15 protein-coding genes and 1 pseudogene are annotated in these 26,893 nt (G+C 70.4%); 7 read left to right on the forward strand and 9 right to left on the reverse strand.

The window, feature by feature from the left end:
• Window positions 1-212: 212 nt before the first annotated feature.
• Together ACIOEW_RS23995 and ACIOEW_RS24000 are read right to left on the reverse strand one after the other, a co-directional pair.
• Window positions 213-1,466: an Ig-like domain-containing protein gene (locus ACIOEW_RS23995; RefSeq protein WP_362556567.1), complete on the reverse strand. Its 1,254-nt coding sequence runs from the start codon at window positions 1,464-1,466 to the stop codon at window positions 213-215.
• Between the two features lie 270 nt (window positions 1,467-1,736).
• Window positions 1,737-2,969 (reverse strand): Ig-like domain-containing protein, encoded by a 1,233-nt coding sequence (locus ACIOEW_RS24000; RefSeq protein WP_362556568.1) that lies wholly within the window; start codon window positions 2,967-2,969, stop codon window positions 1,737-1,739.
• A gap of 154 nt (window positions 2,970-3,123) precedes the next feature.
• On the opposite strand from ACIOEW_RS24000, the gene glgX reads away from it, so the two are divergent.
• Window positions 3,124-5,388, forward strand: a complete 2,265-nt coding sequence (gene glgX, locus ACIOEW_RS24005; protein WP_401965801.1) for a glycogen debranching protein GlgX — start codon at window positions 3,124-3,126, stop codon at window positions 5,386-5,388.
• A gap of 9 nt (window positions 5,389-5,397) precedes the next feature.
• Here the strand turns inward: glgX and ACIOEW_RS24010 are convergent, their stop codons facing one another.
• The 5 genes from ACIOEW_RS24010 to ACIOEW_RS24030 all read right to left on the reverse strand — a co-directional run bounded on the left by ACIOEW_RS24010 (window position 5,398) and on the right by ACIOEW_RS24030 (window position 10,084).
• Window positions 5,398-6,048: a response regulator gene (locus tag ACIOEW_RS24010; protein WP_401965804.1), complete on the reverse strand. Its 651-nt coding sequence runs from the start codon at window positions 6,046-6,048 to the stop codon at window positions 5,398-5,400.
• A gap of 36 nt (window positions 6,049-6,084) precedes the next feature.
• Window positions 6,085-7,335: a sensor histidine kinase gene (locus ACIOEW_RS24015; protein ID WP_362556572.1), complete on the reverse strand. Its 1,251-nt coding sequence runs from the start codon at window positions 7,333-7,335 to the stop codon at window positions 6,085-6,087.
• 47 nt (window positions 7,336-7,382) lie between these two features.
• Complete coding sequence (locus tag ACIOEW_RS24020) at window positions 7,383-8,165, reverse strand: ABC transporter permease (protein WP_401965808.1); 783 nt, start codon at window positions 8,163-8,165, stop codon at window positions 7,383-7,385.
• Window position 8,166: 1 nt separating this feature from the next.
• Complete coding sequence (locus ACIOEW_RS24025) at window positions 8,167-9,105, reverse strand: ABC transporter ATP-binding protein (protein WP_401965810.1); 939 nt, start codon at window positions 9,103-9,105, stop codon at window positions 8,167-8,169.
• A gap of 115 nt (window positions 9,106-9,220) precedes the next feature.
• Window positions 9,221-10,084: a hypothetical protein gene (locus tag ACIOEW_RS24030; protein ID WP_401965812.1), complete on the reverse strand. Its 864-nt coding sequence runs from the start codon at window positions 10,082-10,084 to the stop codon at window positions 9,221-9,223.
• 165 nt (window positions 10,085-10,249) lie between these two features.
• Here ACIOEW_RS24030 and ACIOEW_RS24035 point away from each other — a divergent pair, with 165 nt between their 5' ends.
• The 3 genes from ACIOEW_RS24035 (at window position 10,250) to ACIOEW_RS24045 (ending at window position 16,525) form a co-directional block, all read left to right on the forward strand.
• Window positions 10,250-12,121 carry an ABC transporter ATP-binding protein gene (locus tag ACIOEW_RS24035; protein ID WP_401965814.1) on the forward strand — a complete coding sequence of 624 codons (1,872 nt, stop codon included), beginning with the start codon at window positions 10,250-10,252 and terminating at the stop codon, window positions 12,119-12,121.
• Window positions 12,118-14,043 (forward strand): ABC transporter ATP-binding protein, encoded by a 1,926-nt coding sequence (locus ACIOEW_RS24040; protein WP_401965816.1) that lies wholly within the window; start codon window positions 12,118-12,120, stop codon window positions 14,041-14,043. The genes ACIOEW_RS24035 and ACIOEW_RS24040 overlap by 4 nt, the downstream gene beginning before the upstream one ends.
• Before the next feature lie 448 nt (window positions 14,044-14,491).
• A complete protein-coding gene (locus ACIOEW_RS24045; protein WP_401965819.1) occupies window positions 14,492-16,525 on the forward strand; it encodes a M4 family metallopeptidase in 2,034 nt (677 codons plus the stop codon).
• A gap of 88 nt (window positions 16,526-16,613) precedes the next feature.
• On the opposite strand, the pseudogene ACIOEW_RS24050 reads toward ACIOEW_RS24045, so the two are convergent.
• Window positions 16,614-17,845, reverse strand: a pseudogene (locus ACIOEW_RS24050) (alginate lyase family protein).
• Window positions 17,846-18,071: 226 nt separating this feature from the next.
• Complete coding sequence (glgP, locus tag ACIOEW_RS24055; RefSeq protein WP_401965820.1) at window positions 18,072-20,675, reverse strand: alpha-glucan family phosphorylase; 2,604 nt, start codon at window positions 20,673-20,675, stop codon at window positions 18,072-18,074.
• An 806-nt stretch (window positions 20,676-21,481) separates the two neighbouring features.
• Between glgP and ACIOEW_RS24060 the strand changes: the two genes are divergently transcribed.
• From ACIOEW_RS24060 to ACIOEW_RS24070, 3 genes are all read left to right on the forward strand, one after another.
• Complete coding sequence (locus tag ACIOEW_RS24060) at window positions 21,482-23,521, forward strand: alpha-1,4-glucan--maltose-1-phosphate maltosyltransferase (RefSeq protein WP_401965823.1); 2,040 nt, start codon at window positions 21,482-21,484, stop codon at window positions 23,519-23,521.
• On the forward strand, window positions 23,518-25,224 hold the full coding sequence (treS, locus tag ACIOEW_RS24065; RefSeq protein WP_401965826.1) for a maltose alpha-D-glucosyltransferase: 1,707 nt from the start codon (window positions 23,518-23,520) through the stop codon (window positions 25,222-25,224). Before ACIOEW_RS24060 ends, treS begins: the two co-directional genes overlap by 4 nt.
• Before the next feature lie 229 nt (window positions 25,225-25,453).
• Window positions 25,454-26,848, forward strand: a complete 1,395-nt coding sequence (locus ACIOEW_RS24070; protein WP_401965828.1) for a maltokinase — start codon at window positions 25,454-25,456, stop codon at window positions 26,846-26,848.
• Window positions 26,849-26,893: the final 45 nt, after the last annotated feature.

Genomic DNA, 26,893 nt, shown 5'->3' on the forward strand with positions numbered 1-26,893 from the left:
GAACCGGACCGTCGCACACGTATCGAATACGGGCCGAAATATCGCTTCACACCGCTCTTCGGCCGCCGCTGCCAATAACTGCGTCGGCTCCCGGGACCTCGTCGTGGTCCCGGGAGCCGACGCCGTTCACGGGCCCGCAGACACTCACGGGCCCGGTGACCAACGGCATCTGTCCGTCGGCACCGGGCCCGTGAGTGTCCGTGCTATGAGCCTTACTTGGTCCACTCCGACCAGCTCATGTTCCAGCCGTTGAGGCCGTTGTCCGGCTGGATCGTGTCGTCGTGGGAGTTCTTGACGATCACGACGTCGCCGATCAGCGAACTGTTGAAGAACCAGGCCGCCGGGGTGCTCGGGTCACCGGCGCCGCGCGCGTCCTGCAGACCGACGCAGCCGTGGCTGGTGTTGGTGGTGCCGAAGATGCCCGAGCCGCCCCAGTAGTTGCCGTGGATGAAGGTGCCCGACGTGGACAGGCGCATCGCGTGCGGCACGTCCTTGATGTCGTACTCACCGCCGAAGCCGACGGTGTCTCCGTTCATCCGGGTCACCCGGAGCTTCTCGCTGATGACCATCTGGCCGTTGTATGTGGTGGTGGCCGGGGCGCCCGCCGAGATCGGAACGTCCTTGATCTGCTTGCCGTCGCGGACGACCTTCATCCGGTGCGTACTCGCGTCGACGGTGCTGACCTGCCGGCGTCCGACGGTGAAGGACACCGTCTTGGCCTGCTTGCCGTAGACCCCCGGGCGTCCTTCGACGCCGTCGAGGTCGAGCTTCACGGTCACCTTGGTGCCCGCGGCCCAGTAGTCCTCGGGGCGGAAGTCCAGACGGTCGTTGCCGAACCAGTGGCCCTCGATCTCGACGGCGGGCTCCGCCGTCACCTCGATGGCCTTCTCGACCGCCTCCGGGTCGGTGATGCCCCGGGTGAAGTGGATCGAGACCGGCATCCCGACGCCGACCGTGGAACCATCCTCCGGGGTGTACTGCCCGATGAAGGTGTTCTGCGGAACCAGCGTGGTGAAGGTGGTGTCCTTCGCCGACTCACGGCCCTTCGCGTCCTTGGCGACCGCATGGACCTTGTACTTGGTCGCCGAGGCCAGGTGCCGGTCCGGCTCCCAGCTCGTACCGTCTGCCGCGATCTTCCCCGCGACGTCGGCCCCCTTGGGGTCGGAGACCTTGACCGTGGCCAGCTTCCCCTGCTCGGCCGAGATCTTCAGTGCCCCGCTCGTGGCGACGGAATCGGCCCCGTCCTTCGGCACGATGTTCACGACGGCCTGCGAGGCGGTGGTGTCCCCCGTCCCCGCCCCGTCCGCGTTGCCGCCCTTGCTCCCGGCGTCGGTGTCTCCCCCGCCGCACGCCGTCACCAGCAACAGCAGCGCACCCAGCACCAGAGCCAGCAGGCCAGTGGCGCCACGCCCCCGCCGCCCGCTGTTCGCCCTGGCCGATGCCCCCGATATCGGCTGCCCGTTCAATGTGGTCGTCTCCCCTCACACGGCCTGGCCCAGCCAAGGCCCCGGGGACCCGCAGGCCCCCACCCCCGCACGCTGCACATGCGCGCTCAGCGAAAGATAATCACACCACCCGCAGGCAGAACGCCCCACTATTGTCACCGTTCCGTCCCAACTCGGCCCAGCAGTTCGCCTGGTCGCGGGCGGTTCGGCCGCCATGGAGCCGGTACGCCGGACGGCGCGGCCTGGAGCGGCCGCGCCGTCGATGAGGGACCGGGGGAAACTCCCCGGGTGTCAGCGGAGTGCGGAACCCGCCTTCCACCGCTTCCAGTCCATGTTCCAGCCACCCAGGCCGTTGTCCGGAGCGACCTTCTTGTCCTTGGAGTTGACGACCTCGACGACGTCGCCGATCAGTGTCCGGTCGAAGAACCATCCGGCCGGAGCGGAGCTGCTGCCGCCCTGTACATCGCGCAGTCCGATGCACCCGTGGCTGACGTTCGTCGAACCGAAGATGTCCTCGTCGGACCAGTAGTTGCCGTGCAGGAAGGTCCCGGACTCGGTGAGCCTGATGGCGTGCGGGACATCCTTGATGTCGTACTCGCCGCCGAAGCCGACGGTCCGCCCGTCCATCCGCGTCACCTCGTGCATCTCGCTGACCACCATCTTGCCGTTGTACGTGGTCGTCGTCGGCGAGCCCGCGGTGATGGGGACGGTCGAGACGAGCTGCCCGTCCCGGCGCACCTCCATCGTGTGCGCGGCCGAGTCCACCCGGGACACCTGCTCCCGGCCGACCGTGAAACGGATCGTCTTGCGCTGGCTCCCGTACACGCCCGGCGCGCCCTCCACATCACGCAGCCCCGCCTCGACGGTCACCTCGGTGCCCGGCTGCCAGTAGGAGGCGGGGCGGAAGTCGAGGCGGTCGTCGCCGAACCAGTGCCCCGCCACCTCGACCGCCGGATCGGAGGTGACCCGGATGGCCCGCTGCACGGCCGCCCGGCGGGTGACAGGACGGTTGAACTTGAAGGAGACGATCATGCCGGTGCCGACCGTCGACCGGTTCTCCGGCTTGAAGTACCCGATGAAGCGGTGCTCGGGGACCTTCGTGGTGAACGTCGTGTGCCGGGCCGAGCGGTGCCCCGCCCCGTCCACCGCCACCGCGTCGACGCTGTACTTGGCGGCGAGGCCGAGCCGGCCGGCCACCCCTTGCGGGGACCAGGACCGCCCGTCCTCGGCGATCAGGCCCCGCACCTCCTGCTTCTGCGCGTCCTCGATCCGGGTCACCTCGACGCTCTCCAGGCGCCCTTCCGGGACCGTCACCCCGACCCGGCCGTCCGGCGCGACGTCCTCGGCCCCGTCCCGCGGAGTGATCCGGATGGCCTCCTGCGGCGAGCGGGGTTTCCCGCCGATGATCGAATCCGTACCCGAGCAGCCGGTCAGGACAGCCAGTACGGCCACTGCGGCGAGCAGTCCCGACCGGGCCGTCACGGCCGCCGGGCTCGCCCCTGTCTTCTTCGCTACGTGGTTCACGTCCCCCCAACGACGCGGGCGGTCCGGGGGAAACGTGAGTGCGGGCCCCGTCGTGGGCAGAACAAGGGGGACGACCACACTCGGGGAGCCGCGGCCGGGACGCCGCGCGCCCCCCTTTCGGTGCCGGTCCCCACGAGCCGCGGGAGGCGAGCAGGTGTCGAGCGCAGCCGAGCAGGAGGCAGTGCCGAGGACGGATACGGGGCCGTCCGGACCGCCGGTGGAGCGGGCGCCCGCCGCCGGATCCGGGCGGACCGTCGAACCGGCCCAGCGGCCGCCCGCCGTGTGGCCGGGGGCGCCGACACCCCTGGGCGCCCGCTTCCGGGTGGGCCCCGACGGGGTCGCGGGCACCAACTTCGCCCTCTGGGCCGGCGGGGCGGAGGCCGTCGAGCTCTGCCTCTTCGACGAGGACGGCACCGAGACGCGGCTCGCCCTGACCGAGCTGACCCACGAGATCTGGCACGGTTTCGTGCCCGGTGTGCGGCCGGGCCGGCGCTACGGCTACCGGGTGCACGGCCGCTGGGACCCGTGGACGGGCGCCCGGTGGAACGCGGCGAAGCTGCTCCTCGATCCGTACGCCCGGGCGGTGGACGGCGATTTCACCCTTCCGGCGGAGGTGTACGGCCATGTGAGGGACTGGCCCCAGCAGCATGTCGCCGACACCGTGCGCGACGAACGGGACTCCGCTCCGTACGTCCCCAAAGGGGTCGTCGTCCATGACGACGACGACTGGGCAGAGGACCGCCGGCCCAAGACGCCGTGGGCGGACTCCGTCATCTACGAACTGCACGTCCGCGGCTTCACCGCACGCCACCCGGGTATCCCCGAGGAGCTGCGCGGCACCTACGCCGGACTCGCGCACCCCGCGGCCATCGGCCATCTGCAGCGCCTCGGGGTGACGGCCGTGGAGCTGCTGCCGGTGCATCAGTTCGCCCACGAGGACCATCTGCTGCGGCGTGGGCTGCGCAACTACTGGGGCTACAACTCGATCGGCTACTTCGCCCCGCACGCCGGATACTCCGCGAGCGGCACGGCGGGCGAGCAGGTCGGCGAGTTCAAGCGGATGGTGCGCGCCCTGCACGACGCGGGCATCGAGGTGATCCTCGACGTCGTCTACAACCACACGGCCGAGGCCGGTGAGCTCGGCCCGATGCTGTCGCTGCGCGGCATCGACAACCGCGGCTACTACCGCCTCCAGTCCGACGCCCGCAGGTACGCGGACTACACGGGGTGCGGCAACACCCTGCACGTGGTGCAGCCGAACGTGCTCCGCCTGATCACGGACTCGCTGCGGTACTGGGTGACCGAGATGGGCGTCGACGGATTCCGCTTCGACCTGGCGGCGGCGCTCGCCCGGTCGATGCACGACGTCGACATGCTGTCCCCTTTCCTCGCGGTGATCGCCCAGGACCCGGTGCTGCGCCGGGTGAAGCTGATCGCCGAGCCGTGGGACGTCGGCAACGGCGGCTACCAGGTGGGGGCCTTCCCGCCGCTGTGGACCGAGTGGAACGACCGGTACCGGGACGCCGTACGGGACTTCTGGCGCGGCGCCCTGCCCGACGTACGCGATCTCGGCTACCGGCTGACCGGGTCGAGCGACCTGTACGCGTGGGGCGGCCGCCGGCCGTACGCCTCGGTCAACTTCGTCACCGCGCACGACGGCTTCACCCTGCGCGACCTGGTGAGTTACGAGCAGAAGCACAACGAGGCCAACGGCGAGGGCAACCGCGACGGGACCTCCGACAACCGGTCCTGGAACTGCGGCGCCGAGGGTGAGAGCGACGACGACGGTGTCAACGCGCTGCGCCGCCGCCAGTTGCGCAACCTCCTCGCCACACTGCTGCTGTCGACCGGGGTGCCGATGCTCGTCGCGGGCGACGAGATGGGCCGCACCCAGGGCGGCAACAACAACGCCTACTGCCAGGACAACGAGATCGGCTGGGTGGACTGGTCACTGCTGGAGCAGCCGCAGTGGCGGGAGCTGACCGAGCTGACGGCCCGGGTGCTCACGCTGCGCCACACCCATCCGGTGCTGCGCCGCCGGGCGTTCTTCTCCGGCCGGGCGCAGGCCCCGGACGGGCTGCGGGACCTGGCGTGGTTCACCCGGCAGGGGGCGGAGATGACGGAGGAGGACTGGTACGCACCGGCCGCGACGGTGGGGCTCTACCTCTCCGGCCGCGACATCCCGGGGCGCGACGCCCGGGGCGAGCAGGTGACCGACGACAGCTTCCTTGCCGTCCTGCACGCCGGTCACCGCCCGGCGGAGTTCCTGCTGCCGGGACCGCCTTGGGCGGACGCGTACGAACTGGTCCTGGACACCTCGCGGGAGGACCAGTCCGCCGCACCGGGCACGCTCCACCGGGGCGGCGCGCGTATGACGGTACCGGCGAGGTCGGTGCTGCTGCTGCGGGTGACGGGGTGAGGGAGCGAGTCAGCCGAGGATGCCGCGTTCGTAGGCGACCGCGACCGCCGCGGCGCGGTCCTTGGCGCCCAGCTTGGCGAACACATGGGTGAGATGGGTCTTCACGGTCGCCTCGCTGATGAACAGTTCGGCGGCGATCTCCCGGTTCGGCGTCCCCTTGGCGACGAGTCCGAGCACCTCGCGCTCGCGCGCGGACAGCGACTCGTGGCCGGGCGCGGCCGGGGTGCGCACTCGTGAGATCAGCCGGGAGGCCACGGCGGGCGACAGGACCGTGCGGCCGTCGGCGGCGGCGCGGACGGCGGTGAAGAGCTCGTCGCGCGGCGCGTCCTTGAGCAGATAGCCGGTCGCGCCCGCCTCGATCGCGGGCAGGGTGTCGGAGTCGGTGTCGTACGTGGTGAGGACCAGGATCCTGGAGCGGGCGCCGCGCCTGGTCAGTTCGGATATCGCCGCGACACCGCCGCCGCCCGGCATCCGCAGGTCCATGAGGACCACATCGGGGTCGAGCCGGACGGCCATGTCGACGCCCTCGACGCCGTCGGCCGCTTCACCGAGCACCCGGAACTCCGCCGCCGACTCGAACATGCCGCGCAGTCCGTCCCGTACGACGGGGTGGTCGTCGACGACGATCAGCGTGATGACGCGTGCGGGTTCCCGGTCCATGGCGGTCCACCGTACTGTGCCGGCGCGGGTGGTGCCTCAGTCGTGCCGGACCATCGGGACCCGGGCGCAGACTGCGGTGCCGAGGTCCGGTCCGGTCTCCACCTCGACCGTGCCCGCGATGCGTTCGGCGCGGACCCGCATGCCGCCGAGTCCGAATCCGCCGGCGCCCCGGTACGGCGGCAGCGCGGCCGGGTCGAAACCGCGGCCGTCGTCCCGTACGTCCAACGAGATCTCGTCGCCCATGTAGGACAGGGTGACGCCGGCCCGGGACGCCCCGGCGTGCCGCGCCGCGTTGGCCAGGGCCTCCTCCGCGATGCGCAGCAGGGTGGCACCGACCTCGTCGTGCAGGGGTTCGGCGGTGCCCGTGACGGTGAACTCGGCGCGGACGCCCGTCCGTTCCGACCAGGTGGTGACCGTCTTCTCCAGGGCGCGGGGCAGGTCGTCGTGGACCAGGGCGGCCGGGACGAGATTGTGCACCGAGCGACGTGCCTCGCCCAGGCTGTGCCTGGCCAGCGCGGCGGCCCGGGCCAGGTGCTCCCGGGCCAGCGCGGGGTCGGTCCGTGCCGTGGAGGTGACGACCTGGAGCTGGGCGATGATGCCGATGAGTCCCTGGGCCAGGGTGTCGTGGATCTCGGCGGCCAGCCGGCTCCGCTCGTCGGCCACCCCCGCCTCGCGTGCCTGCACGAGGAGTTGGGCGTGCAGCCCGGCGTTCTCGGCCAGGGCCTGTTCGAGCCGGGCGTTGGCGGACTCCAGGGCGGTGATGGTGTCGGTCTGGGTACGGGACTGCTCGGCCTCGCGGTCGCCGATCTGGGCGAAGACCATGGTGAGGGTCGCGTGCACGGCCAGCACGATGACGAAGACGACCCAGTTCATGAGGGTGACCGGCGGCAGGCCGCTGCCGGACTGCGAACCCGCCATGATGACGGCCGTGATCAGCAGACCGGCCCGCACGCCCCGTCGCGGGAGGACCCGGCCGGCGTCGAAGTAGCCGAGGACCGCGTAGATCGAGAAGAACGGGTTGCACCAGGTCAGCCCCAGGGCCAGCAGCGTGCGGACGGCGAAGTAGCAGAACGCGGCCCGCGATCCCGGGGCGGCCTGGGTACGGCTCCACCAGAGCTGCAGGAAGAGTGCCGTGGGGAGCAGCACCGCGGCAGCGTACACATCCGCGCGGGACATGATGAGCCCGCCGGTCACGGCCGAGACCACGGTGGCCAGGCCCAGCAGAACGTACGGTCCGTGCCGGAAGAACCGCTCCCACCCCTGTTCGGCCGTCGTCACATCGGCCATGTCTTCCCTCTCCCCCGCGTTCATGGGTGAAGTCTCCCCCGTGACGCCTACTCCCATCGGAACGTACGGATCGCGGCCACCGCAGCCAGTACGGTCCACAGAGCCACCACCCCGAGGTACGCCCAGCTCGGCCAGGCGCCGGTGGCCGCGCGGTCCAGCACCTGGGACGCCGCACCGAACGGGGTGACCTGGACGATGCGTCGGAGCGCGTCGGGCATGGTCTGCACCGGCACCCAGACGCCCGCGGTGAACATCATCACGAAGAAGACGACCGAGCCGATGGCGGCCGAGATCTTGGTGGTGCGTGAGACGGCGCAGACCAGCGCGCCCAGCGCCAGCACACAGGCGACGGCCAGCAGCAGCCCGAGCAGATAGCCGAACGGCTGGCCGGGCAGCCGTACTCCGAAGGCGATCCGGCCGACGGCGGTCACCAGCAGGGTGGAGCCGAGCGCCGCGGCTCCGTGCAGGACGATCTGCGCGCCGAGCAGGGCGGAGGGCCGCACGGGGGTGGTGGACATGCGGCGCAGGATGCCGCGTTCGCGGTAGCCGGTGAGTACAGGCGGCATCGCCTGGAGACCGGTCATGATCATGGCGAGCAGTACGGCCACGGGTACGTACAGGTCGATGACACGGCGCCCGCCGAGCGCGTCGTCGTGCTCCCGGAAGGACGGGATCAGGCCGAGGATCGTCATGAGTACGGTCGGGAAGGCGAGGATCCAGAACAGGCTGCCGGGTTCGCGGAGGAAGAGCCGGGCCTCGGACCGCAGGACCGCGAGCGAGACGCGCAAAGGGGCGGTGCGGGGCGCGGGAACGGTGTTCGCTGTGGCCATCTCAGGCTGCCTGTTCTGTCAGGCCGCGCTCGTCCGCGGGGCCGGGGTGCTCGGTGAGGTCGAGGAAGGCGTCGTCGAGCGTCGCCTCGGCGACACGGAGCCGTTGCGCGGTGATGCGGAGCCGTGCCAGCAGCGAGATGACGGCGTTGACGGTCTCGTCGGTGCCGTTGATGACGATCCGCCCGTTCCTGTTCTCGCACGAGACGGCGCCGGGCAGCCCGGCCAGTTCGGCGTCGGGGAGCGGCTCGGAGGGGGTGAAGGAGATGGCCGTCGAGCTGCCGGCCGCGGCGATCAGTCCGGACGGGGTGTCGAGGGCGGCGATCCGCCCCTTGTCGATCACGGCGATACGGTCGCAGAGGCGCTGTGCCTCCTCCATGAAGTGGGTGACCAGAAGGACCGTGACCCCGCTGTCGCGTACCTCTTCGATCAGCTGCCAGGTGTCGCGCCGGGCCCGCGGGTCCAGTCCGGTGGTCAGCTCGTCGAGGACCACGACCCGGGGGTTGCCGACGAGGGCGAGTGCGATGGAGAGGCGTTGCTTCTGGCCGCCGGAGAGGCGGCCGAACCGGGTGGTGAGCTTGGTGTGCAGCCCGAGACGTTCGGCGAGCGGGCGCCAGTCGGCGGGCTGCGGGTAGAAGGCGCTGTACAGCTCCAGCGCCTCGCTCACGGTGATCTTCGGCTGCAGTTCGCTCTCCTGGAGCTGCGCGCCCAGCAGGAGTGTCACGCGGTCGTGGTCGGCGGCGGGGTCGAGACCCGCGACCCGGACCGTTCCGACGTCGGGGACCCGCAGGCCCTCGACGCATTCGACCGTGGTGGTCTTGCCCGCGCCGTTGGGGCCGAGGATTCCGAAGATCTCTCCCTCGTCCACGGAGAAGCTCATCCCGTCGACCACGGGGCGGCCGGCGTAGGTCTTGCGCACCCCGTTCAGTTCGATGATTGCCATGCCTGTGAGCATCGCGGGCGCAGGCCCCTCGGCGGCATCCCCCATCGCGCTCGAACCGGCATCGGCCGATCGGTTGATACCGCGCTACGACCGGGCGTCGCCCGACGGGGCTCCCTCAGGCGCCGGCGCCGGTACCGGTCTTCTCCCCGGCCCCCGAGAGCCGTTCCTCCAGCCGTGCCAGGGCCACCCGCTCGCCTTCCTTCCTGATCGAGGAGAGCCGGGCGTCGGCCGCGAGCATCGGCAGCATCCACAGCAGGCCCCACGGCCCGAACCCGTCGACGACTCCGGTGGTCCTGAGCAGCGCCCCGGTCAGGGCCGAGAGTGCGACGGACGCCGCCCAGACCCAGCCGCGGTGGCGGGCGATCCAGCGCAGCGGGGCGTTCCCGGGGCCGGAAAGGGCGTCGAGTGTGGCGGCGAGAACGGCTGCGCGCCGGTCCTCGGGCCATGCCCGCGTCGCTTCCGCGGCCTGTGCCCGCGCCTCGTCGATGTTCTGCGTCCGCAGGGCGTCCGCCACGTCTCCGGCCTGCGCCTCCACCGCCTGCCGCTTCACAGCGCCCCGGGCCGCGGCCATCCGCAGATCTTCCCAGTAGCTGCGGCCCGCCCAGCGGTGGGCCTGCTGCAGTTGTGCGTTCGCCGCGGAGTCGGGGGCGAGCTCTTCGAGGCGCCGGGTCAGCTGCACGGCACGGGCGGCCCGTCCGGGGTACTCGAACGAGTCGCTGCGCAGACACAGCTCGCCGTACCCGGCCAGCAGGCCGAGGTGGTCGGCGTCGAGCGCGAGCCCCTTGCGGAAGGCGCGTTCGGCCTCGGTGTCATGATCGTCCTCGTCCTCCGAGGCGTGGGCCACGGCAAGCCAGCAGTAGAGGTCGGCGTGCGGACCCACCTCGTCGAGTCCCTGCTCCGCGGCACGCCGGACGGCTCCGAGTCCGCCCGCCAGGAACAGCTGCTCGCAGCGCTCGTTGTACACATCGGCCGTGGTCATGCGCCCCGCCCCAGGTTGCTCACATGGTGGTGGGCACGGTGTGCACACCCACCCCTCCCCCGGGGTCGGACAAATATTCGGATGAGATCGGCTGTCCGTCAAGCCTTCGCAGGGCGAGGAAAACCACATGAGCGATGTCAGTGGCGAACCGTAGGCTCGCTCCTGATGCCCGAAGAACATGTAGAGCCCAAGGACCGGTCCGCCGTGCAGTCCCTGCTACGGCTGTGGCCGTATGTGAAGCCGGTACGGAACCGTATGGCCGGCGCCGCCCTGATCGCGATCGTCGCCTCGTGTCTCGGCCTCGTGATCCCGCTCGTACTGAAGTGGATCGTCGACGGCCCGGTAGCCCACCAGGACCCGAGCGGCGTCTGGCTCGGTGCGCTGTTCCTGCTGCTGCTGGGGATCACCGAGGCGGTCCTGTTCGGGGTACGGCGATGGATGGTGGCGCGTCCGCTGGCCGGCGTCGAGGCGTCGATGCGGGCCGACCTCTACCGGCATCTGCAGCGGCTGCCGGTGGCCTTCCACGACCGGTGGTCCTCGGGTCAACTGCTCTCGCGCGGCACGACGGACCTGATGCTGCTGCGAATGTTCCTGGTCTTTCCGCTGACCTTCCTCCTGGTCAACACCACCACGATCCTGGTCGGATTCGTGATCCTGCTGATGCAGGAATGGACGCTCGGCCTGGTGCTGCTCGTCCCTGTCGTGCCACTGGTGATCATCTGCTCGGTCTTCGAGACGAAGTACTCGGTGGTGGCGCGCAGGGCCCAGGACCAGGTGGGCGATCTGACGACGGTGGTCGAGGAGAGCGTGCTCGGCGTCCGCATCATCAAGGGCTTCGGCCGGCACCGCAGCCAGGCCCTCGCCTTCCGGGCGCTCTCCGAGCGGCTGCGCACCACGGAGATCGGCAAGGCGCGGCTGCTCGCGGGCATCTGGGCGCTCATCACGACGATTCCCGAACTCGCCATCGGGGCGGCGCTGGTGCTCGGCACGATCGAGGTCGCGGACGGCGGTCTTTCGGCGGGCACCCTGGTCGCCTTCCTCTCCACCGCGCTGGCGCTGCGCTGGCCCGTGGAGTCGATCGGCTTCCTGCTGGCGATGAGCCAGGAGTCGGCGACGGCGACGGAGCGGTTCTTCGAGGTGATGGACGTGGCGGAGGAGAAGGACACGGCCGTGCCCGGGAGTGCCGCCCGGGACGAGCACCCCGAGGCCGGCGGCATGGTCTTCGAGGGTGTCGGGTTCCGCTACCCGGACGCGGAGGAGGATTCCGTCCCCGTCCTCACCCGGATCGATCTGCGGATCCGTCCCGGCGAGACGATGGCCCTGGTCGGGGCCACGGGATCCGGGAAGACCACGCTCACCGCGCTCGTCCCCCGGCTGCACGACGCCACGTCCGGCCGGATCACGCTGGACGGCGAGGACATCACCACCATGCCGCGCGAACGGCTGCGCGAGCTGGTGTCGGTCGCGTTCGAGGAGCCGACCCTCTTCTCGGCGAGCGTCGGGGAGAACGTGCTGATGGGCGCCGGCGGCGCGGGCGAGGAGGAGTTGCGGCGGGCCCTGTCGGTCGCGCAGGCCGACTTCGTCCACGACCTGCCGCACGGCATCGGCACCCAGGTCGGCGAGCAGGGCCTCAGCCTCTCCGGCGGCCAGCGCCAGCGCCTCGCACTCGCCAGGGCCGTCGTCGGCCGGCCGCGTTTCCTGGTGCTCGACGACCCGCTCTCCGCGCTGGACGTGCACACGGAGACGCTGGTCGAGGCAGCGCTGCGGCGCGTGCTGGAGGAGACCACGGCGATCGTGGTCGCGCACCGCCCGTCCACGGTGATGCTCGCCGACCGGGTGGCCCTGTTGTCGGAGGGCCGGATCAGCGCGGTCGGCACCCACCAGGAACTGCTGCGCAGCAACGCCGAATACGCCTGGCTGATGTCCGGAGCGGGCGTCTCGGGCGGCGGGGAGCCCACCGGGACGCCCCCTTCGGGCAAGACGGCCGATGACCTTCCGGGCGTGCACGCCCCCGCAGAGGAGAGCAGCACCCGATGACGAGCACCACGACCGGGCGTCCCACCGAGCCGGGCGACGGCCGGGACGAGAGGGACGAGAGAGACGAGAGGGACGAGAGCGGGAATCCGGAGGTCCCGGAATCAGCGGGTGACGCGCCCGCCGAGCGGCCCGGTGACCCCTTCGACCGCGATGACCTGCCCACTCCGCCCGGCGCCACGCGCACGCTGCTCGTCTCGCTGCTGCGGCCGCTGCGGGGCCGGGTCGTGGTCGCCGCGCTGTTCCTGCTGATCCAGCAGGCCGCGGTCCAGGCGGGGCCGTTGCTCGTGGCGTACGCCATCGACAGCGGGGTGCCCGCGTTCCGGGACAAGGACTACGGGCCGCTGATCGCGGTGGCCCTCGGCTACGCGCTCTGCTCGGCCGGCGCGGGCGTCATGCAGTACGCCTTCATCCGGGCCTCCGCCCGGGTCAACCAGGACGTGCTGCTCGATCTGCGCGGCCGGATCTTCCGCCATGCGCAGGCGCTGAGCGTGGACTTCCACGAGCGGTACACCTCGGGGCGGCTGATCTCCCGTTCCACCACCGATGTGGAGTCGCTGCGGGAGCTGCTCAGCGAAGGCCTGCAGGAACTGATCGGAGTCGTTCTCTCCTTCGTCTCCATCTCCCTGATGCTGCTCTGGCTGGACTTCGGCACGGGCGCCGTCGCGGTGCTGTCCTTCGTGCCGCTGTACCTGCTGGTGCGGCTCTACCAGCGCCGGGCCGCGGTGATCTTCGCTTCGCGGTCGACGGCGATCGCCGCCGTCATCGTGAAGTTCGCGGAGACGATGAACGGGATCCGTCCCGTCCAGGCCTTCCGCCGCGAGCCCGTGAACGACGAGGTCTTCCGGAAGCTGAACCACGAGCACCGGCGTACGAACGGCGACGCGATGCTGGAGAACGCGCGATACGTCGTCGGGTCCCGGCTGGTTGCCAACACCGCCGTGGCCGGAATCGTACTGTGGGGTGCCTACCGCGTCGCCTCCGGAAGTCTCGCCCTCGGTGTGCTGGCCGCGGTGGTCCTGTATCTGCGACGGCTCTACGACCCGATCGACCGGCTCAGCATGTTCCTCAACTCCTACCAGTCGGCTGCGGCCTCGCTGGAGAAGATCGCCGGGCTGCTGGCCCAGACGCCGACGGTCCCCGAGGCGCTGGAGCCGCGGGAGCTGCCGGCGCCGGTGAGCGGGCACCCCGGCCGCGAAGTGGTCTTCGACGGGGTGCGTTTCGCCTACCGGACGGGCGGAGAGGTGCTGCCCCGCTTCGATCTGACCGTTCCCGCGGGCCAGACGGTCGCCGTGGTCGGTTCGACGGGCGCGGGCAAGTCGACGCTGGCCAAGCTGCTGGCCCGCTTCTACGACCCGACCGAGGGCCGGGTCCTGCTGGACGGCACCGATCTGCGGGACCTCGCCACCCCTGAACTGCGGCGCGGGGTGGTCATGGTGACCCAGGAGGCCTTCCTGTTCTCCGGCACGGTCGCGGAGAACATCGCGATCGGCAGCCCGGACGCGACCCGTGAGGAGATCGAGCAGGCCGCCAAGGCGATCGGCGCCCATGACTTCATCGCCGGTCTGCCCGACGGGTACGACACGGACGTACGCAAGCGGGGCGGCCGGATCTCTGCCGGTCAGCGCCAGTTGGTCGCGTTCGCCCGCGCCCTGCTCGCCAATCCGGCGGTCCTGATCCTCGACGAGGCGACGAGCTCCCTGGACATCCCGGGCGAGCGGGCGGTGCAGCGGGCGATGGACACCGTGCTGCACGGCCGCACCGCGGTGGTCATCGCCCACCGGCTGTCGACCGTGGAGATCGCGGACCGGGTCCTGGTGATGGAACACGGCCGCATCGTGGAGGACGGCGCCCCGGCGGACCTCATCGGCGGCACGGGCCGGTTCGCCGGCCTGCACCGCGCCTGGCGGGAGAGCCTGGCCTGAGGGCGCCCCCGCGGACCACGGCTGCCCGGCAGCGGGCGGTCGTGGGCCACTGGCGACGCGTGCGCGGAGCCGCCGTCCCGCCGGGGCGCGGAGCGGGCCGACGAGCCGCGGGACGGCATGGAACGAGCCACAGTTGCAAGCCGTCTCGCCAGGTGGTCACTTCCCGGTTCTTCACACTCTTTTCGAACACGACGCATTCGCGCCCGACCGCAGCTCCCTCTTCGAAATCGGGCCCCGACGGCCCCCGGACGACATCGCGGTGATGATCGGCGAAACGTCCGCTTAACGAACATGACCATTCCGGCAACGGACGAATTCCGGCCAAGTTGTTGACGCGGTCCTGACAGGGGTCGCTCCCGACTGACACTCTTCACCCCGTTCTGCTCACTGCCTGCACTGCCCGGACGGTCACCCAGCCGCCGGTACCCCCCTCGCAGAAGGAGTCCGCGTGAGATCCACGCTCAGCCGTCGTACCACCGCGACCGGCGCTCTGATAGCCGCAGCAGCCCTCCTCGCCGTAGGAGTCCAGACCGGAACAGCCACAGCCACACCGGGCGGTGCCACGCAGGCCGCCCCGTCGGCCTCGCAGCCCAACCCCGGTGCGCTGGCCAAGCAGCTCTCACCCTCGCAGCGCGCCGAGCTCATCCGCGAGGCCACCGCGAGCAGTGCGGCCACCGCCAAGGGGCTCGGGCTCGGCTCGCAGGAGAAGCTCGTCGTCCGGGACGTCATCCAGGACAACGACGGCACCACGCACACGCGTTACGAGCGCACCTTCGGCGGGCTCCCCGTCCTCGGCGGCGACCTGGTCGTCAAGGAGTCGAAGGCCGGCGCGACCGAGAGCGTCACCAAGGCGTCCAAGACGACCTCGGCGCAGCTCAAGGCCGTCGACACGACCGCGGACATCGCCCCGGCGACCGCCGAGAAGCAGGCCGTCGGCCTGGCCAAGGCGGACGGCTCGTCCAGGACCGCGGCCGACAAGGCGCCCCGCAAGGTCGTCTGGATGGCGTCGGGCACGCCGCAGCTGGCCTTCGAGACCGTGGTCGGCGGACTGCAGGAGGACGGCACCCCGAACGCCCTGCACGTCATCACCGATGCCTCCTCCGGCGCGAAGCTCTACGAGTGGCAGGCCATCGAGAACGGCGTCGGCAACACGGAGTACAGCGGCCAGGTCACCCTCGGCACCTCGGGGTCGTACAACCTGACCGACACCGCCCGTGGCAACCACAAGACGTACAACCTGAACCACGGAACGTCCGGGACGGGCACCCTCTTCTCCGGCTCCGACGACGTCTGGGGCAACGGACTCGCCTCGAACGCGGAGACCGCGGCGGCGGACGCCCACTACGGTGCGGCCGAGACCTGGGACTACTACAAGAACGTCCACGGCCGGACCGGCATCAAGGGCGACGGCGTCGGCGCGTACTCCCGCGTCCACTACGGCAACAACTACGTCAACGCCTTCTGGGACGACAGCTGCTTCTGCATGACGTACGGCGACGGCAGCGGCAACGCCGCGCCGCTCACCTCGCTGGACGTCGCGGCCCACGAGATGAGCCACGGTGTCACCTCCAACACCGCCGGCCTGATCTACAGCGGTGAGTCCGGTGGCCTCAACGAGGCGACCAGCGACATCTTCGCCACCGCCGTCGAGTTCTACGCGAACAACTCCACCGATGTGGGCGACTACCTCATCGGCGAGAAGATCGACATCAACGGCGACGGCACGCCGCTGCGCTACCAGGACAAGCCGAGCAAGGACGGCGCGTCCAAGGACGCCTGGTACTCGGGCATCGGCAACGTCGACGTGCACTACTCGTCGGGTCCGGCCAACCACTTCTTCTACCTCCTCTCGGAGGGAAGCGGCGCCAAGACCATCAACGGTGTCTCCTACAACTCCCCGACCTCCGACGGCCTCCCGGTGACCGGCATCGGCCGCGCCAAGGCGGAGCAGATCTGGTTCAAGGCGCTCTCCACCAAGTTCACCTCCACGACCAACTACGCGGCTGCCCGCACGGGCACGCTCGCCGTGGCCGGTGAGCTGTACGGCACGACCAGCGCCGAGTACACCGCGGTCGCCAACGCCTGGGCCGGCATCAACGTCGGTACGCGCCCCGGTGGCGGCACCGACCCCGGCGGCAAGGTCTTCGAGAGCTCCACCGCGGTCTCCATCCCCGACGCCGGTTCGGCCGTCACCAGCTCGGTCGCCGTCACCGGTGTCACCGGCAACGCGCCCAGCACCCTCAAGGTCGGGGTGGACATCACCCACACCTGGCGCGGTGACCTGGTCATCGACCTCGTCGCCCCGGACGGCACCGCCTACCGCCTGAAGAACTCCTCGTCGAGCGACTCGGCCGACAACGTCCAGGCGACGTACACCGTCAACGCCTCCTCCGAGGTGGCGAACGGCACCTGGAAGCTGAAGGTCCAGGACGTCTACTCGGGCGACACCGGCAAGATCAACAGCTTCAAGCTGACCTTCTGATCAGCTGAACCGGCACCACCGCACGACCCGCATCTGACGCACTGCCCCGCCCGGGAGGAGACCATTCCTCCCGGGCGGCTGTGTGCGGTCAGTTGGGGTTGTCCGCGTGGGTCAGGGTCTCCCAGGCGACGAAGAGGTTGTTGGACCCGGCGGGCCGCTGCTGCTCGGTGAGGGTCTGGGTGTTGGTCATCGCGATGCCCATCCGGTTGTGCAGCGCGTTGAAGCCGACCTCGGTGACCGGCCCGAGGCTGTCCTTGAGGCTCCCCCCGCACAGCGACGACGGGACGGCCGTCCCCAGCTGGTACTTGGCGTGCAGACCGAGGGCGTGGCGCAGCCGGTCGGCGATCTCCGGGTAGAGGTCCTGTCCCTGGATCCGGCTGGTCTCGGCGATGTGCGAGATCGCGGAGAGGCCGTACCCGGTGTGGGTCAGGTCGCGGCAGGTCTCCTGCGAGAGACCGTCCATGAACGTCGACTGCCCCTGCCAGTAGTTGATGATCTTGTCGCGGGTGTCCAGGCCACTGCCCGGCGCGGCCTTCGGCAGGGAACCGTCCGCGGTCACATAGATGTACGCGGGGACACGTCCGCGGAACTTGGTGACTGCCTTGTCGTACGAGGTGCGGTCCTCCAGGAAGACGGAGATGCCGATCGCGGCCTCCGTCATGCTCAGCTCCCAGTTGCCGTTGCTGTTCGAGCCGTTGATGACCTTCGGCAGGTACACGTTGCGCAGCATGGTGGCGAAGCGGCCCGCGTTCGGCCAGCTGCTGTACGTGTACTTGATGATCTCGGCGGCCCGGGGCCAGGACGAGCCGGCCCAGCCGGTCTGGAGGGGGGCGTTGCTGTTGGTGTGGTCCTGGATCACGGCCGACCAGGCGTCCATGATCTCGACGGCCTTGGCGGCGTAACGGCTGTCCTGGGTGATGTACCAGGCCAGCGAGAGTAGGCGGCTATCGCGTCCTCACGCTCGTCGGTGCAGCCGTAGTTGGGGTTGGAGTACGAGCCGCACTCCACGACGGCGCGGGGTTTGGCCGTACGGCTGAGCGAGGCGTACTTGCTCGCCATCATCTGGTCGTACGCGCCCTTCCAGGGCTGCGCACCGGCCTGCACCTTGCCGCGCACGAAGTCGAGCTGGGGGCGGCTGACGAGCACGCCGGGATGAGTGAAGGCCGCGGGTGCGGCAGCCCGCACCGCCGCCGGGGCGGCGTCCGGGCCGGCGTCCGGGGCGGCCCTCCCGGCGGAGGCCTGGGCCATGAAGAGGCCGGTGATCAGTGCCGCGAGAGCGGTGGCGAGGCCGAGGCCGCGCCCGATGGTTCCGGTGCGCATGTGGGGGTGCCTTCCGGTGCGGAGGAGGTCCACAACTCGGCCCAGGCCACGGCTTGTTCATGTCCGTGAACATTGGGTCAAGCTGTGAACGCTGCAATGAGTGAGGAACCTAAAGGCATCCCATGGACACGTCAAGGTCTTGTGTTCAGGAAGCGAAGGACCCGCACCCGGGCAGCCGAAGAGCCCGGCACCCCTTGGGAGGCCGGGCCCTCGGTGACACGGACCGTCAGCGCATCAGCACGCCCGCGCCCTCACCCGTGGACTCCGTCGGCTGTGCGACCAGGCCGAGTTCGGCGCCGGAGGCCAGCAGCCGGTGGGCCGGCAGCACCCGCACGGTGTAGCCGTACGGACCGGTGCGGTCGAGCGCGAGCGGACCCTCGTACAGCCAGCGGCCCTCCAGGTCCTGGCCGCCCGCCGGTTTCAGCGGGAAGACCTGGGCGTCCGAGATCCCGTCGGCGGAGTCGACGCGACCGGCTACCGCCTGCACCTCCACATCGTCAGGATCCAGCGCCCCGAGGGTGATCCTGACCCGCAGCGCCAGGGTGGAGCCCAGCTCGGCCGAGCCGCCGGCCTCGGTGGGCGTCACCGCCTCCACATGGTCGACGGCCACCCGCGGCCAGGCCACCCGGACCCTGGCCTTCCAGCCGGCGAGCTCCCGTGCCGTGGCGTCGTCCAGGGAACGCCGGGCCCGGGCCGCGGGGGTGTACAGCCGCTCCACGTACTCACGGACCATCCGGTCGGCGAGAACCTTGGGGCCCAGGGTGCCCAGGGTGCTGCGGACCATCTCGATCCAGCGCCCGGGGAGCCCCTCCTCCCCCTGGTCGTAGAAGCGCGGCGCGACCCGGTCCTCGATCAGCTCGTAGAGGGCACCCGACTCCAGGTCGTCGCGCCGGTCCTCGTCCAGCGCGGAGCCGTCGGCCGTGGGGATGGCCCAGCCGAAGTCCGGCTCGAACCACTCGTCCCACCAGCCGTCCAGGACCGACAGGTTGAGGCAGCCGTTGAGTGCCGCCTTCATCCCGCTCGTACCGCATGCCTCCAGCGGGCGCAGCGGGTTGTTCAGCCAGACATCGCAGCCCGGGTAGAGCTTCTGGGCCATCGCCATCCCGTAGTCGGGCAGGAAGACGATGCGATGGCGCACCCTGGGGTCGTCGGCGAACCGGACCAGCTCCTGGACCAGGCGCTTTCCGCTGTCGTCGGCCGGGTGCGCCTTGCCCGCCACGACGATCTGGATCGGACGCTCGGGATGCAGGAGCAGCCTCCGCAGCCGGTCCCGGTCGCGCAGCATCAGCGTCAGCCGCTTGTACGAGGGCACCCGGCGGGCGAAACCGATGGTGAGCACGCCGGGGTCCAGCACCCCGTCGATCCAGCCGAGTTCGGCGGCCTGTGCGCCGCGGGTGAGCCAGGAGGCGTGCAGCCGCTCCCGCACCTCGGTGACCAGTTGTTCGCGCAGGGTGCGGCGCAGGTCCCAGAGCTGCCGGTCAGGAATCTGCTCGACGGAGTCCCACCGGCCGGGGGTGCCCCCGGACTCGGTGCGCAGCCGGTAGACCTCGGGCGCGACCCAGGTGGGTGCGTGGACCCCGTTGGTCACGGAGGTGATCGGCACCTCCGGGGCGTCGAAGCCCGGCCAGAGACCGGCGAACATCTCCCGGCTGACGGCGCCGTGCAGGGTGGAGACGCCGTTGGCGCGCTGGGCGAGCCGGAGCCCCATGACCGCCATGTTGAAGACGCCCGGATCGCCGCCGACGTAGGTCTCGTCGCCCAGGTGCAGGATGCGGTCGGCCGCGACGCCGGACAGTTCGCCGTCGTCGCCGAAGTGACGGGCGACCAGTTCGCGGTCGAACCGGTCGATGCCGGCCGGGACCGGGGTGTGGGTCGTGAAGACGGTGCCGGCGCGGACGGACTCCACCGCGGAGTCGAAGTCGAGGCCGGTTCCGGAGAGCTCCCGGATCCGTTCGAGTCCGAGGAAGCCGGCGTGCCCCTCGTTGGTGTGGAAGACCTCGGGGTCCGGATGCCCGGTGAGGCGGCAGTAGGTCCGCACCGCGCGCACCCCGCCGATGCCCAGCAGCATCTCCTGGAGCAGCCGGTGTTCGCTGCCGCCGCCGTAGAGCCTGTCGGTGACCTCGCGTTCGACGGGGGCGTTGTCCTCGACGTCGGAGTCGAGCATGAGCAGCGGCACCCGGCCCACCTGGGCCTGCCAGATCTGGGCGTGCAGCGAGCGGCCGCCGGGGAGGGCGAGGACGACCTGGCTGGGTGTCCCGTCGGGCTCGCGCACGAGCGTGAGCGGGAGTTCGTTCGGGTCGAGGACGGGATAGCGCTCCTGCTGCCAGCCGTCGCGGGAGAGGCTCTGGCGGAAGTAGCCGTGGCGGTAGAGCAGGCCGACGCCGATGAGCGGAACGCCCAGGTCGCTGGCGGCCTTCAGATGGTCTCCGGCGAGGATGCCGAGCCCGCCGGAGTACTGCGGCAGGGCCGCCGTCACTCCGAACTCGGGCGAGAAGTAGGCGATGGCGGCGGGGAGCCCGTCGCCCTGGGCACGTTGTTCCTGGTACCACCTGGGGCCCTCCAGGTACTCCCGGAGATCGGCGGACGCCTCGGTCAGACGGTGCAGGAACTGCTCGTCCCGGGCCAGCTCGGCAAGGCGTCCGGCGGACACGGCACCGAGCAGGCGCACGGGGTCGCACTCCGCCGTCCGGCCGGCCACCGGGTCGACGGCCTGGAAGAGCTCACGGGTCTCGGTGTGCCAGGACCAGCGCAGGTTGCGCGCGAGGTCGCTGAGCGGTTGAAGGGGATCGGGGAGGACGGGACGCACGGTGAATCGACGAATGGCCTTCACGTATTCCACCTTTACAGGGGACGTACGAATCCGAGGGGACGCACCGCTGTGTGCGCCGCTCCGTCACCCTCGACGGTAGCGGTGTGCGGTATCCCGCAACCACGGCGCGCGACGGGCTCGGGGTGTGCGACCCCGGGCGGTCCGGCCGCCCCTGCCGCCGGCGCCTCTCGCGCCCCGTCCCGCACCACCCCCGGATACGGCGCCTCTCGCGTCCCGTCCCGCACCGCCCGCAGATCCAGGCACATCCGTCACAGGCGTTATGGCCGATTCCCTCACCTCGTGCGGCCTTGTGGGCCTTCGCGTCACAGGGAAAGCTGCCCTGTGGCGCCCGTACCGCCCCGCGTGCGCCGGTTCCGCCCAATCCCGCGCACGCGCGGCGGAGCCCGGCGCATTCGGACTGTCACAGATACGCCCGAGTAGTTAACACACCGCCGGATTGGCCCACCGAGATCCGTGGGAAGGCTTCTCCGGTACCCGGATACATGCATTCGGATGAGAGCCGAAAGCGATCCGTAACAGCCCCGCGCACGATTCATCCCCCGTCCACCGGCGATCCGCACTTGGTTCGTATGCAATCGGTACGGACGCCGTACGCATTCGGTCCACACCGGCGCACCGGACCACCCGCCTCATCCATTCGAGTGCCATTCGAGTGAACGCGGACAGGAGCGGCCATGCCCACACCCCATCAGTCATCGACGGAGCAGCTAGAAAGGACCGAACCCCACCATCGCGGCGCGCGCATCCAGCCCTCCGCGCCCCTTTCGCGCCCTGTCGAGTCCGAGCTCCAGTCCCCAGGTGATTTCATGATCGGTCGCATTCCCGTCCTCGATGTCCAGCCGCTCGTCGACTGCGGCAGAAGGCCCGCCAAGGCCGTCGCCGGAGAAACCTTCCAGGTCACCGCGACCGTCTTCCGCGAAGGTCATGACGCGGTCGCGGCCGATGTCGTGCTGCGGGACCCGAGCGGGCGCCCCGGCCCCTTCACGCCGATGCGCGAGCTCGCTCCGGGCACCGACCGCTGGGGCGCCGAGGTGACTCCTGAGGTGGAGGGTCGCTGGACGTACACGGTCGAGGCCTGGAGCGACCCGGTCACCACCTGGCGGCACGCGGCGCAGATCAAGATCCCGGCGGGGATCGACACCGCACTCGTCCTGGCGGAGGGCGCCGAGCTGTTCGAGCGGGCCGCCGAGGGCGTACCGAAGCGGGACGGACGCGAGTCGGTGCTGGCCGCGGTCGACGCCCTGCGCGACGAGTCCCGGCCGGCCGCTGCCCGGCTGGCCGCGGCCCTCGCCCCCGAGGCGTCCGCCGCGCTGGCCCGTCACCCCCTGCGTGAGCTGGTCACCGCGTCACGCCCGCACCCTCTCGTCGTCGAGCGCCGGCGCGCGCTGTTCGGCTCCTGGTACGAGCTGTTCCCCCGCTCCGAGGGGGCGAGGGTCGAACCGGCCAAGGGGCCCCGCAAGGGTCGTACGGTCAAGGGGGCAGCCGCCCCGAAGCCGCCCCGGATCATCAGCGGCACGTTCCGCACGGCGGCCGAACGGCTGCCCGCGGTCGCCGCCATGGGGTTCGACGTGGTCTACCTCCCGCCCATCCACCCCATCGGCACCACCCACCGCAAGGGCCCCAACAACTCCCTCTCTCCCGCGCCGCACGACGTGGGTGTGCCGTGGGCGATCGGTTCCGCCGAGGGGGGCCATGACGCGGTCCACCCGGATCTCGGCACCCTGGAGGACTTCGATCACTTCGTCGATACGGCCCGTACCCTGCGCATGGAGATCGCACTGGACTTCGCCCTCCAGTGCTCGCCCGACCATCCGTGGGTGGAGAAACACCCCGAGTGGTTCCACCACCGCGCGGACGGCACCATCGCCTACGCGGAGAATCCGCCGAAGAAATACCAGGACATCTATCCGATCGCCTTCGACAAGGATCTCCGGGGGATCGTCACGGAGACCGTACGCATCCTGCGTTTCTGGATGGATCACGGGGTACGCATCTTCCGGGTCGACAATCCGCACACGAAGCCGGTGATCTTCTGGGAGAAGGTGATCGCCGACATCAACCGCACCGACCCCGATGTGATCTTCCTGGCGGAGGCATTCACGCGCCCGGCGATGATGCGCACCCTTGCCGCCATCGGATTCCAGCAGTCGTACACCTACTTCACCTGGCGCAACACCCGGCAGGAAATCACGGAGTACGTGACCGAGCTGTCCGGCGAATCGGCCTCCGTCATGAGGCCCAACTTCTTCGTGAACACCCCCGATATCCTTCCCGGCCATCTCCAGGAGGGCGGCAGGCCGGCCTTCGAGGCACGGGCGGTGCTCGCGGCGACCCTCTCCCCGTCCTGGGGGGTGTACGCGGGGTACGAGCTGTGCGAGAACACCCCGGTCCGCAACGGCAGTGAGGAGTACCTCGACTCGGAGAAGTACGAGATCCGTCCCAGGGACTGGGAAGCCGCCGAGCGCGAGGGCCGGTCGCTGGCCCCGCTCATCACCGCACTCAACCGGATCCGGCGCCGTCATCCGGCGTTGCAGCAGCTGCGTGACGTGCACTTCCACGCGTCCGACAACGACGCCCTGCTCGTGTACAGCAAGCGCTCCGGTTCGAACATCGTTCTGACGGTCGTCAACCTCGACCCGCACCACACCCAGGAGGCGACCGTCTCGTTGGACATGCCGCAACTCGGCCTCGAACGGCACGAGAGCGTGCCGGTGCGCGACGAGCTCACCGGCACTTCCTATCACTGGGGCAGGACCTTCTATGTGCGTCTGGAGCCGGGCGTCACGCCCGCGCACATCGCCGTCCTGCGACCGTCCCCGCCGACCGGAGGGTCACCCACACCATGATCGTCAATGAGCCCGTCCACGACCTTTTCGAGGACACCCCGGCCAAGGACCGCGATCCCGACTGGTTCAAGCGTGCTGTCTTCTACGAGGTCCTCGTCCGGTCCTTCCAGGACTCCAACGGCGACGGCATCGGAGACCTGAAGGGCATCACCGCCAAGCTGGACTATCTGCAGTGGCTGGGCGTCGACTGCCTCTGGCTGCCGCCGTTCTTCAAGTCGCCGCTGCGCGACGGCGGTTACGACGTCTCCGACTACACCGCCGTGCTGCCGGAGTTCGGCGACCTCGCCGACTTCGTCGAGTTCGTCGACGCCGCGCACCAGCGCGGCATGCGCGTGATCATCGACTTCGTCATGAATCACACCAGCGACCAGCACGACTGGTTCCAGCAGTCCCGCACCGACCCCGACGGTCCGTACGGCGACTACTACGTCTGGGCCGACGACGACAAGCAGTTCCCGGACGCCCGGATCATCTTCGTCGACACCGAGACGTCCAACTGGACCTTCGACCCGGTGCGCAAGCAGTACTACTGGCACCGGTTCTTCTCGCACCAGCCCGACCTCAACTACGAGAACCCGGCGGTGCAGGAGGAGATCATCTCCGCGCTGCGCTTCTGGCTGGACCTCGGCATCGACGGCTTCCGGGTCGACGCCGTGCCCTACCTCTACCAGCGCGAGGGCACCAACTGCGAGAACCTCCCCGAGACCCACGGCTTCCTCAAGCGGGTCCGCAAGGAGATCGACGCCAACTACCCGGACACCGTGCTGCTCGCCGAGGCCAACCAGTGGCCCGAGGACGTCGTCGACTACTTCGGCGACTACCAGGCCGGCGGCGATGAGTGCCACATGGCGTTCCACTTCCCGGTGATGCCGCGGATCTTCATGGCCGTACGGCGCGAGAGCCGCTACCCGGTCTCGGAAATCCTGGCCAAGACCCCGGCGATCCCGTCGAGCTGCCAGTGGGGCATCTTCCTGCGCAACCACGACGAGCTGACGCTCGAAATGGTCACGGACGAAGAGCGCGACTACATGTACGCGGAGTACGCCAAGGATCCGCGGATGCGGGCCAACATCGGGATCCGCCGCCGCCTCGCGCCCCTGCTGGACAACGACCGCAACCAGATCGAGCTGTTCACCGCCCTGCTGCTGTCCCTGCCCGGCTCCCCGATCCTCTACTACGGGGACGAGATCGGGATGGGCGACAACATCTGGCTGGGCGACCGGGACGCCGTACGCACCCCGATGCAGTGGACGCCCGACCGCAACGCCGGCTTCTCCTCCAGCGATCCGGGGCGGCTCTACCTCCCCACGATCATGGATCCGGTCTACGGCTACCAGGTCACCAACGTCGAGGCGGCGATGGCCTCGCCGTCGTCGCTGCTGCACTGGACGCGGCGGATGATCGAGATCCGCAAGCAGAACCCGGCGTTCGGGCTCGGCTCGTACAACGAACTGCCCTCCTCCAACCCCGCCGTGCTCGCCTTCACCCGTGAGCACGGGGACGATCTCGTGCTGTGCGTGCACAACTTCTCGCGGTTCGCGCAGCCGACGGAGCTCGATCTGAGGTCCTTCAACGGGCGTCATCCGGTGGAGCTGATCGGCGGGGTGCGCTTCCCCGCCATCGGTCAGTGGCCCTACCTGCTGACTCTCGCGGGACACGGCTTCTACTGGTTCCGGCTGCGGAAGGACGCACCGCCGAGCTGAGACCGGCCGGCACCTGCGGGGCGGTTTCTACCGCCCCGCACGGGGCACTCTTCCCCCCATATCGAGCACTTCCGTAGCCTTCTTGGATCTTCCTGGCGTTTCGATCACTCCGAGTCGAGTCCGTACGGACCATCCTGACCCGACACGTCCCGCACAGCCGGACAGCCAAAGCCGCAATCCGGGACACTCTTCGCATCCTGTGGTGTGCCCGGGGAAAGGACGCGATGCCATGTCGGAGGCTGCATCCGCTCAGGTCACCCTGGCGAACAGCACAGCCCTGCTCCCGTCTCTCGGACCGCTGCTGCATGAATGGCTGCCCCGGCAGCGGTGGTTCGCGGGCAAGGGGCGGCCCATCACCGCCTTCTCACTCGTCTCGGCGACCGAGATACTGCCGGTGGATCCCGGCGCGGCCGAAACCGGTCCCGGGCTCCTCCACCTCCTGGTGAGGGCACATCAGCCCACAATGCCGGCCCAGCCTCCTCCGGACTGCTACCAGTTGCTGCTCGGCGTGCGGTCCACGCTGCCTCAGCGGCTGGCACCCGCCCTCATCGGGCACGTGCCGGACGGGCCGCTGGCCGGCCGCACCGTCTACGACGGCCTGCACGACCCGCGCCTCGCCTCCCTGCTGCTGGAGCGGCTGCGCACCCCCGGCGGGCTCGGCTGCCTGCGCTTCGACCGGGGAGCGGAGCCGATCCCCGCCGGGCTGACCCCCCGGGTGCTGGACACCGAGCAGTCCAACTCCTCGCTCGTGTACGGCGACTCCTACATCCTCAAGATCTTCCGCCGGGTGTTCCCCGGCACCAACCCCGATCTGGAACTGCCCCTCGCGCTCGCCCGTGAAGGATGCGGACGCGTCCCCGCACCGGTCGCCTGGTTCGAGGCCGCCGCGCCGGAACGTCTCACGCTCGGGGTGCTCCAGCCCTTCCTGCCCGGCGCCCAGGACGGCTGGCAGCTCGCCCTGCACGCACTGGCGGCGGGCGACGACTTCACGCGCGAGGCCCACGCCCTGGGCCGGGCCACCGCCGAGGTGCACACCGCGCTCGCCGCCGCCCTGCCCACGCCGTCGCTGCAACGCTCCCAGACCGATCAGCTGGCCGCCGCCATGGTGCGACGGCTGGAGGCGGCCGCCCACGCGGTGCCCGAACTGGTCCCGTACGTACCCGGGCTGCGAGCCGCCTTCGACGCCGTGACCGCACTGGGCCACCGGGGCCACGGCTGGGCCGCCCAACGGGTGCACGGCGATCTCCACCTCGGCCAGACGCTGCGCGGGACCGACGGTTTCTGGTCACTGATCGACTTCGAGGGCGAACCGGCCCGCCCGCTCCCGGAGCGCCGCAGCCCCCAGCCGCCGGTGCGCGACATCGCCGGAATGCTCCGCTCCTTCGACTACGCCGCCCGCTCGCACCGGCCCTGGAACGCCGCATGGGCGGCGCGCTGCCGGACCGCCTACTGCGACGGCTACGCGCAGGCCGCGGGCGTCGACCCCCGCGACGAGCCGGAGCTGCTGCGCGCCCACGAGACCGACAAGGCGGTCTACGAGGTGCTGTACGAGGCCCGCCACCGGCCCGACTGGCTTCCGGTCCCGATGGCCGCGATCCACCGCCTGGCGGCCGACGCCGACTGACGCGGCAAGGCCCTCCCGTACCGCGTCCGGCCCGCCGGGCCCCCC

The sequence above is a fragment of the Streptomyces sp. NPDC087901 genome (assembly GCF_044742205.1).
Taxonomy (GTDB): domain Bacteria; phylum Actinomycetota; class Actinomycetes; order Streptomycetales; family Streptomycetaceae; genus Streptomyces.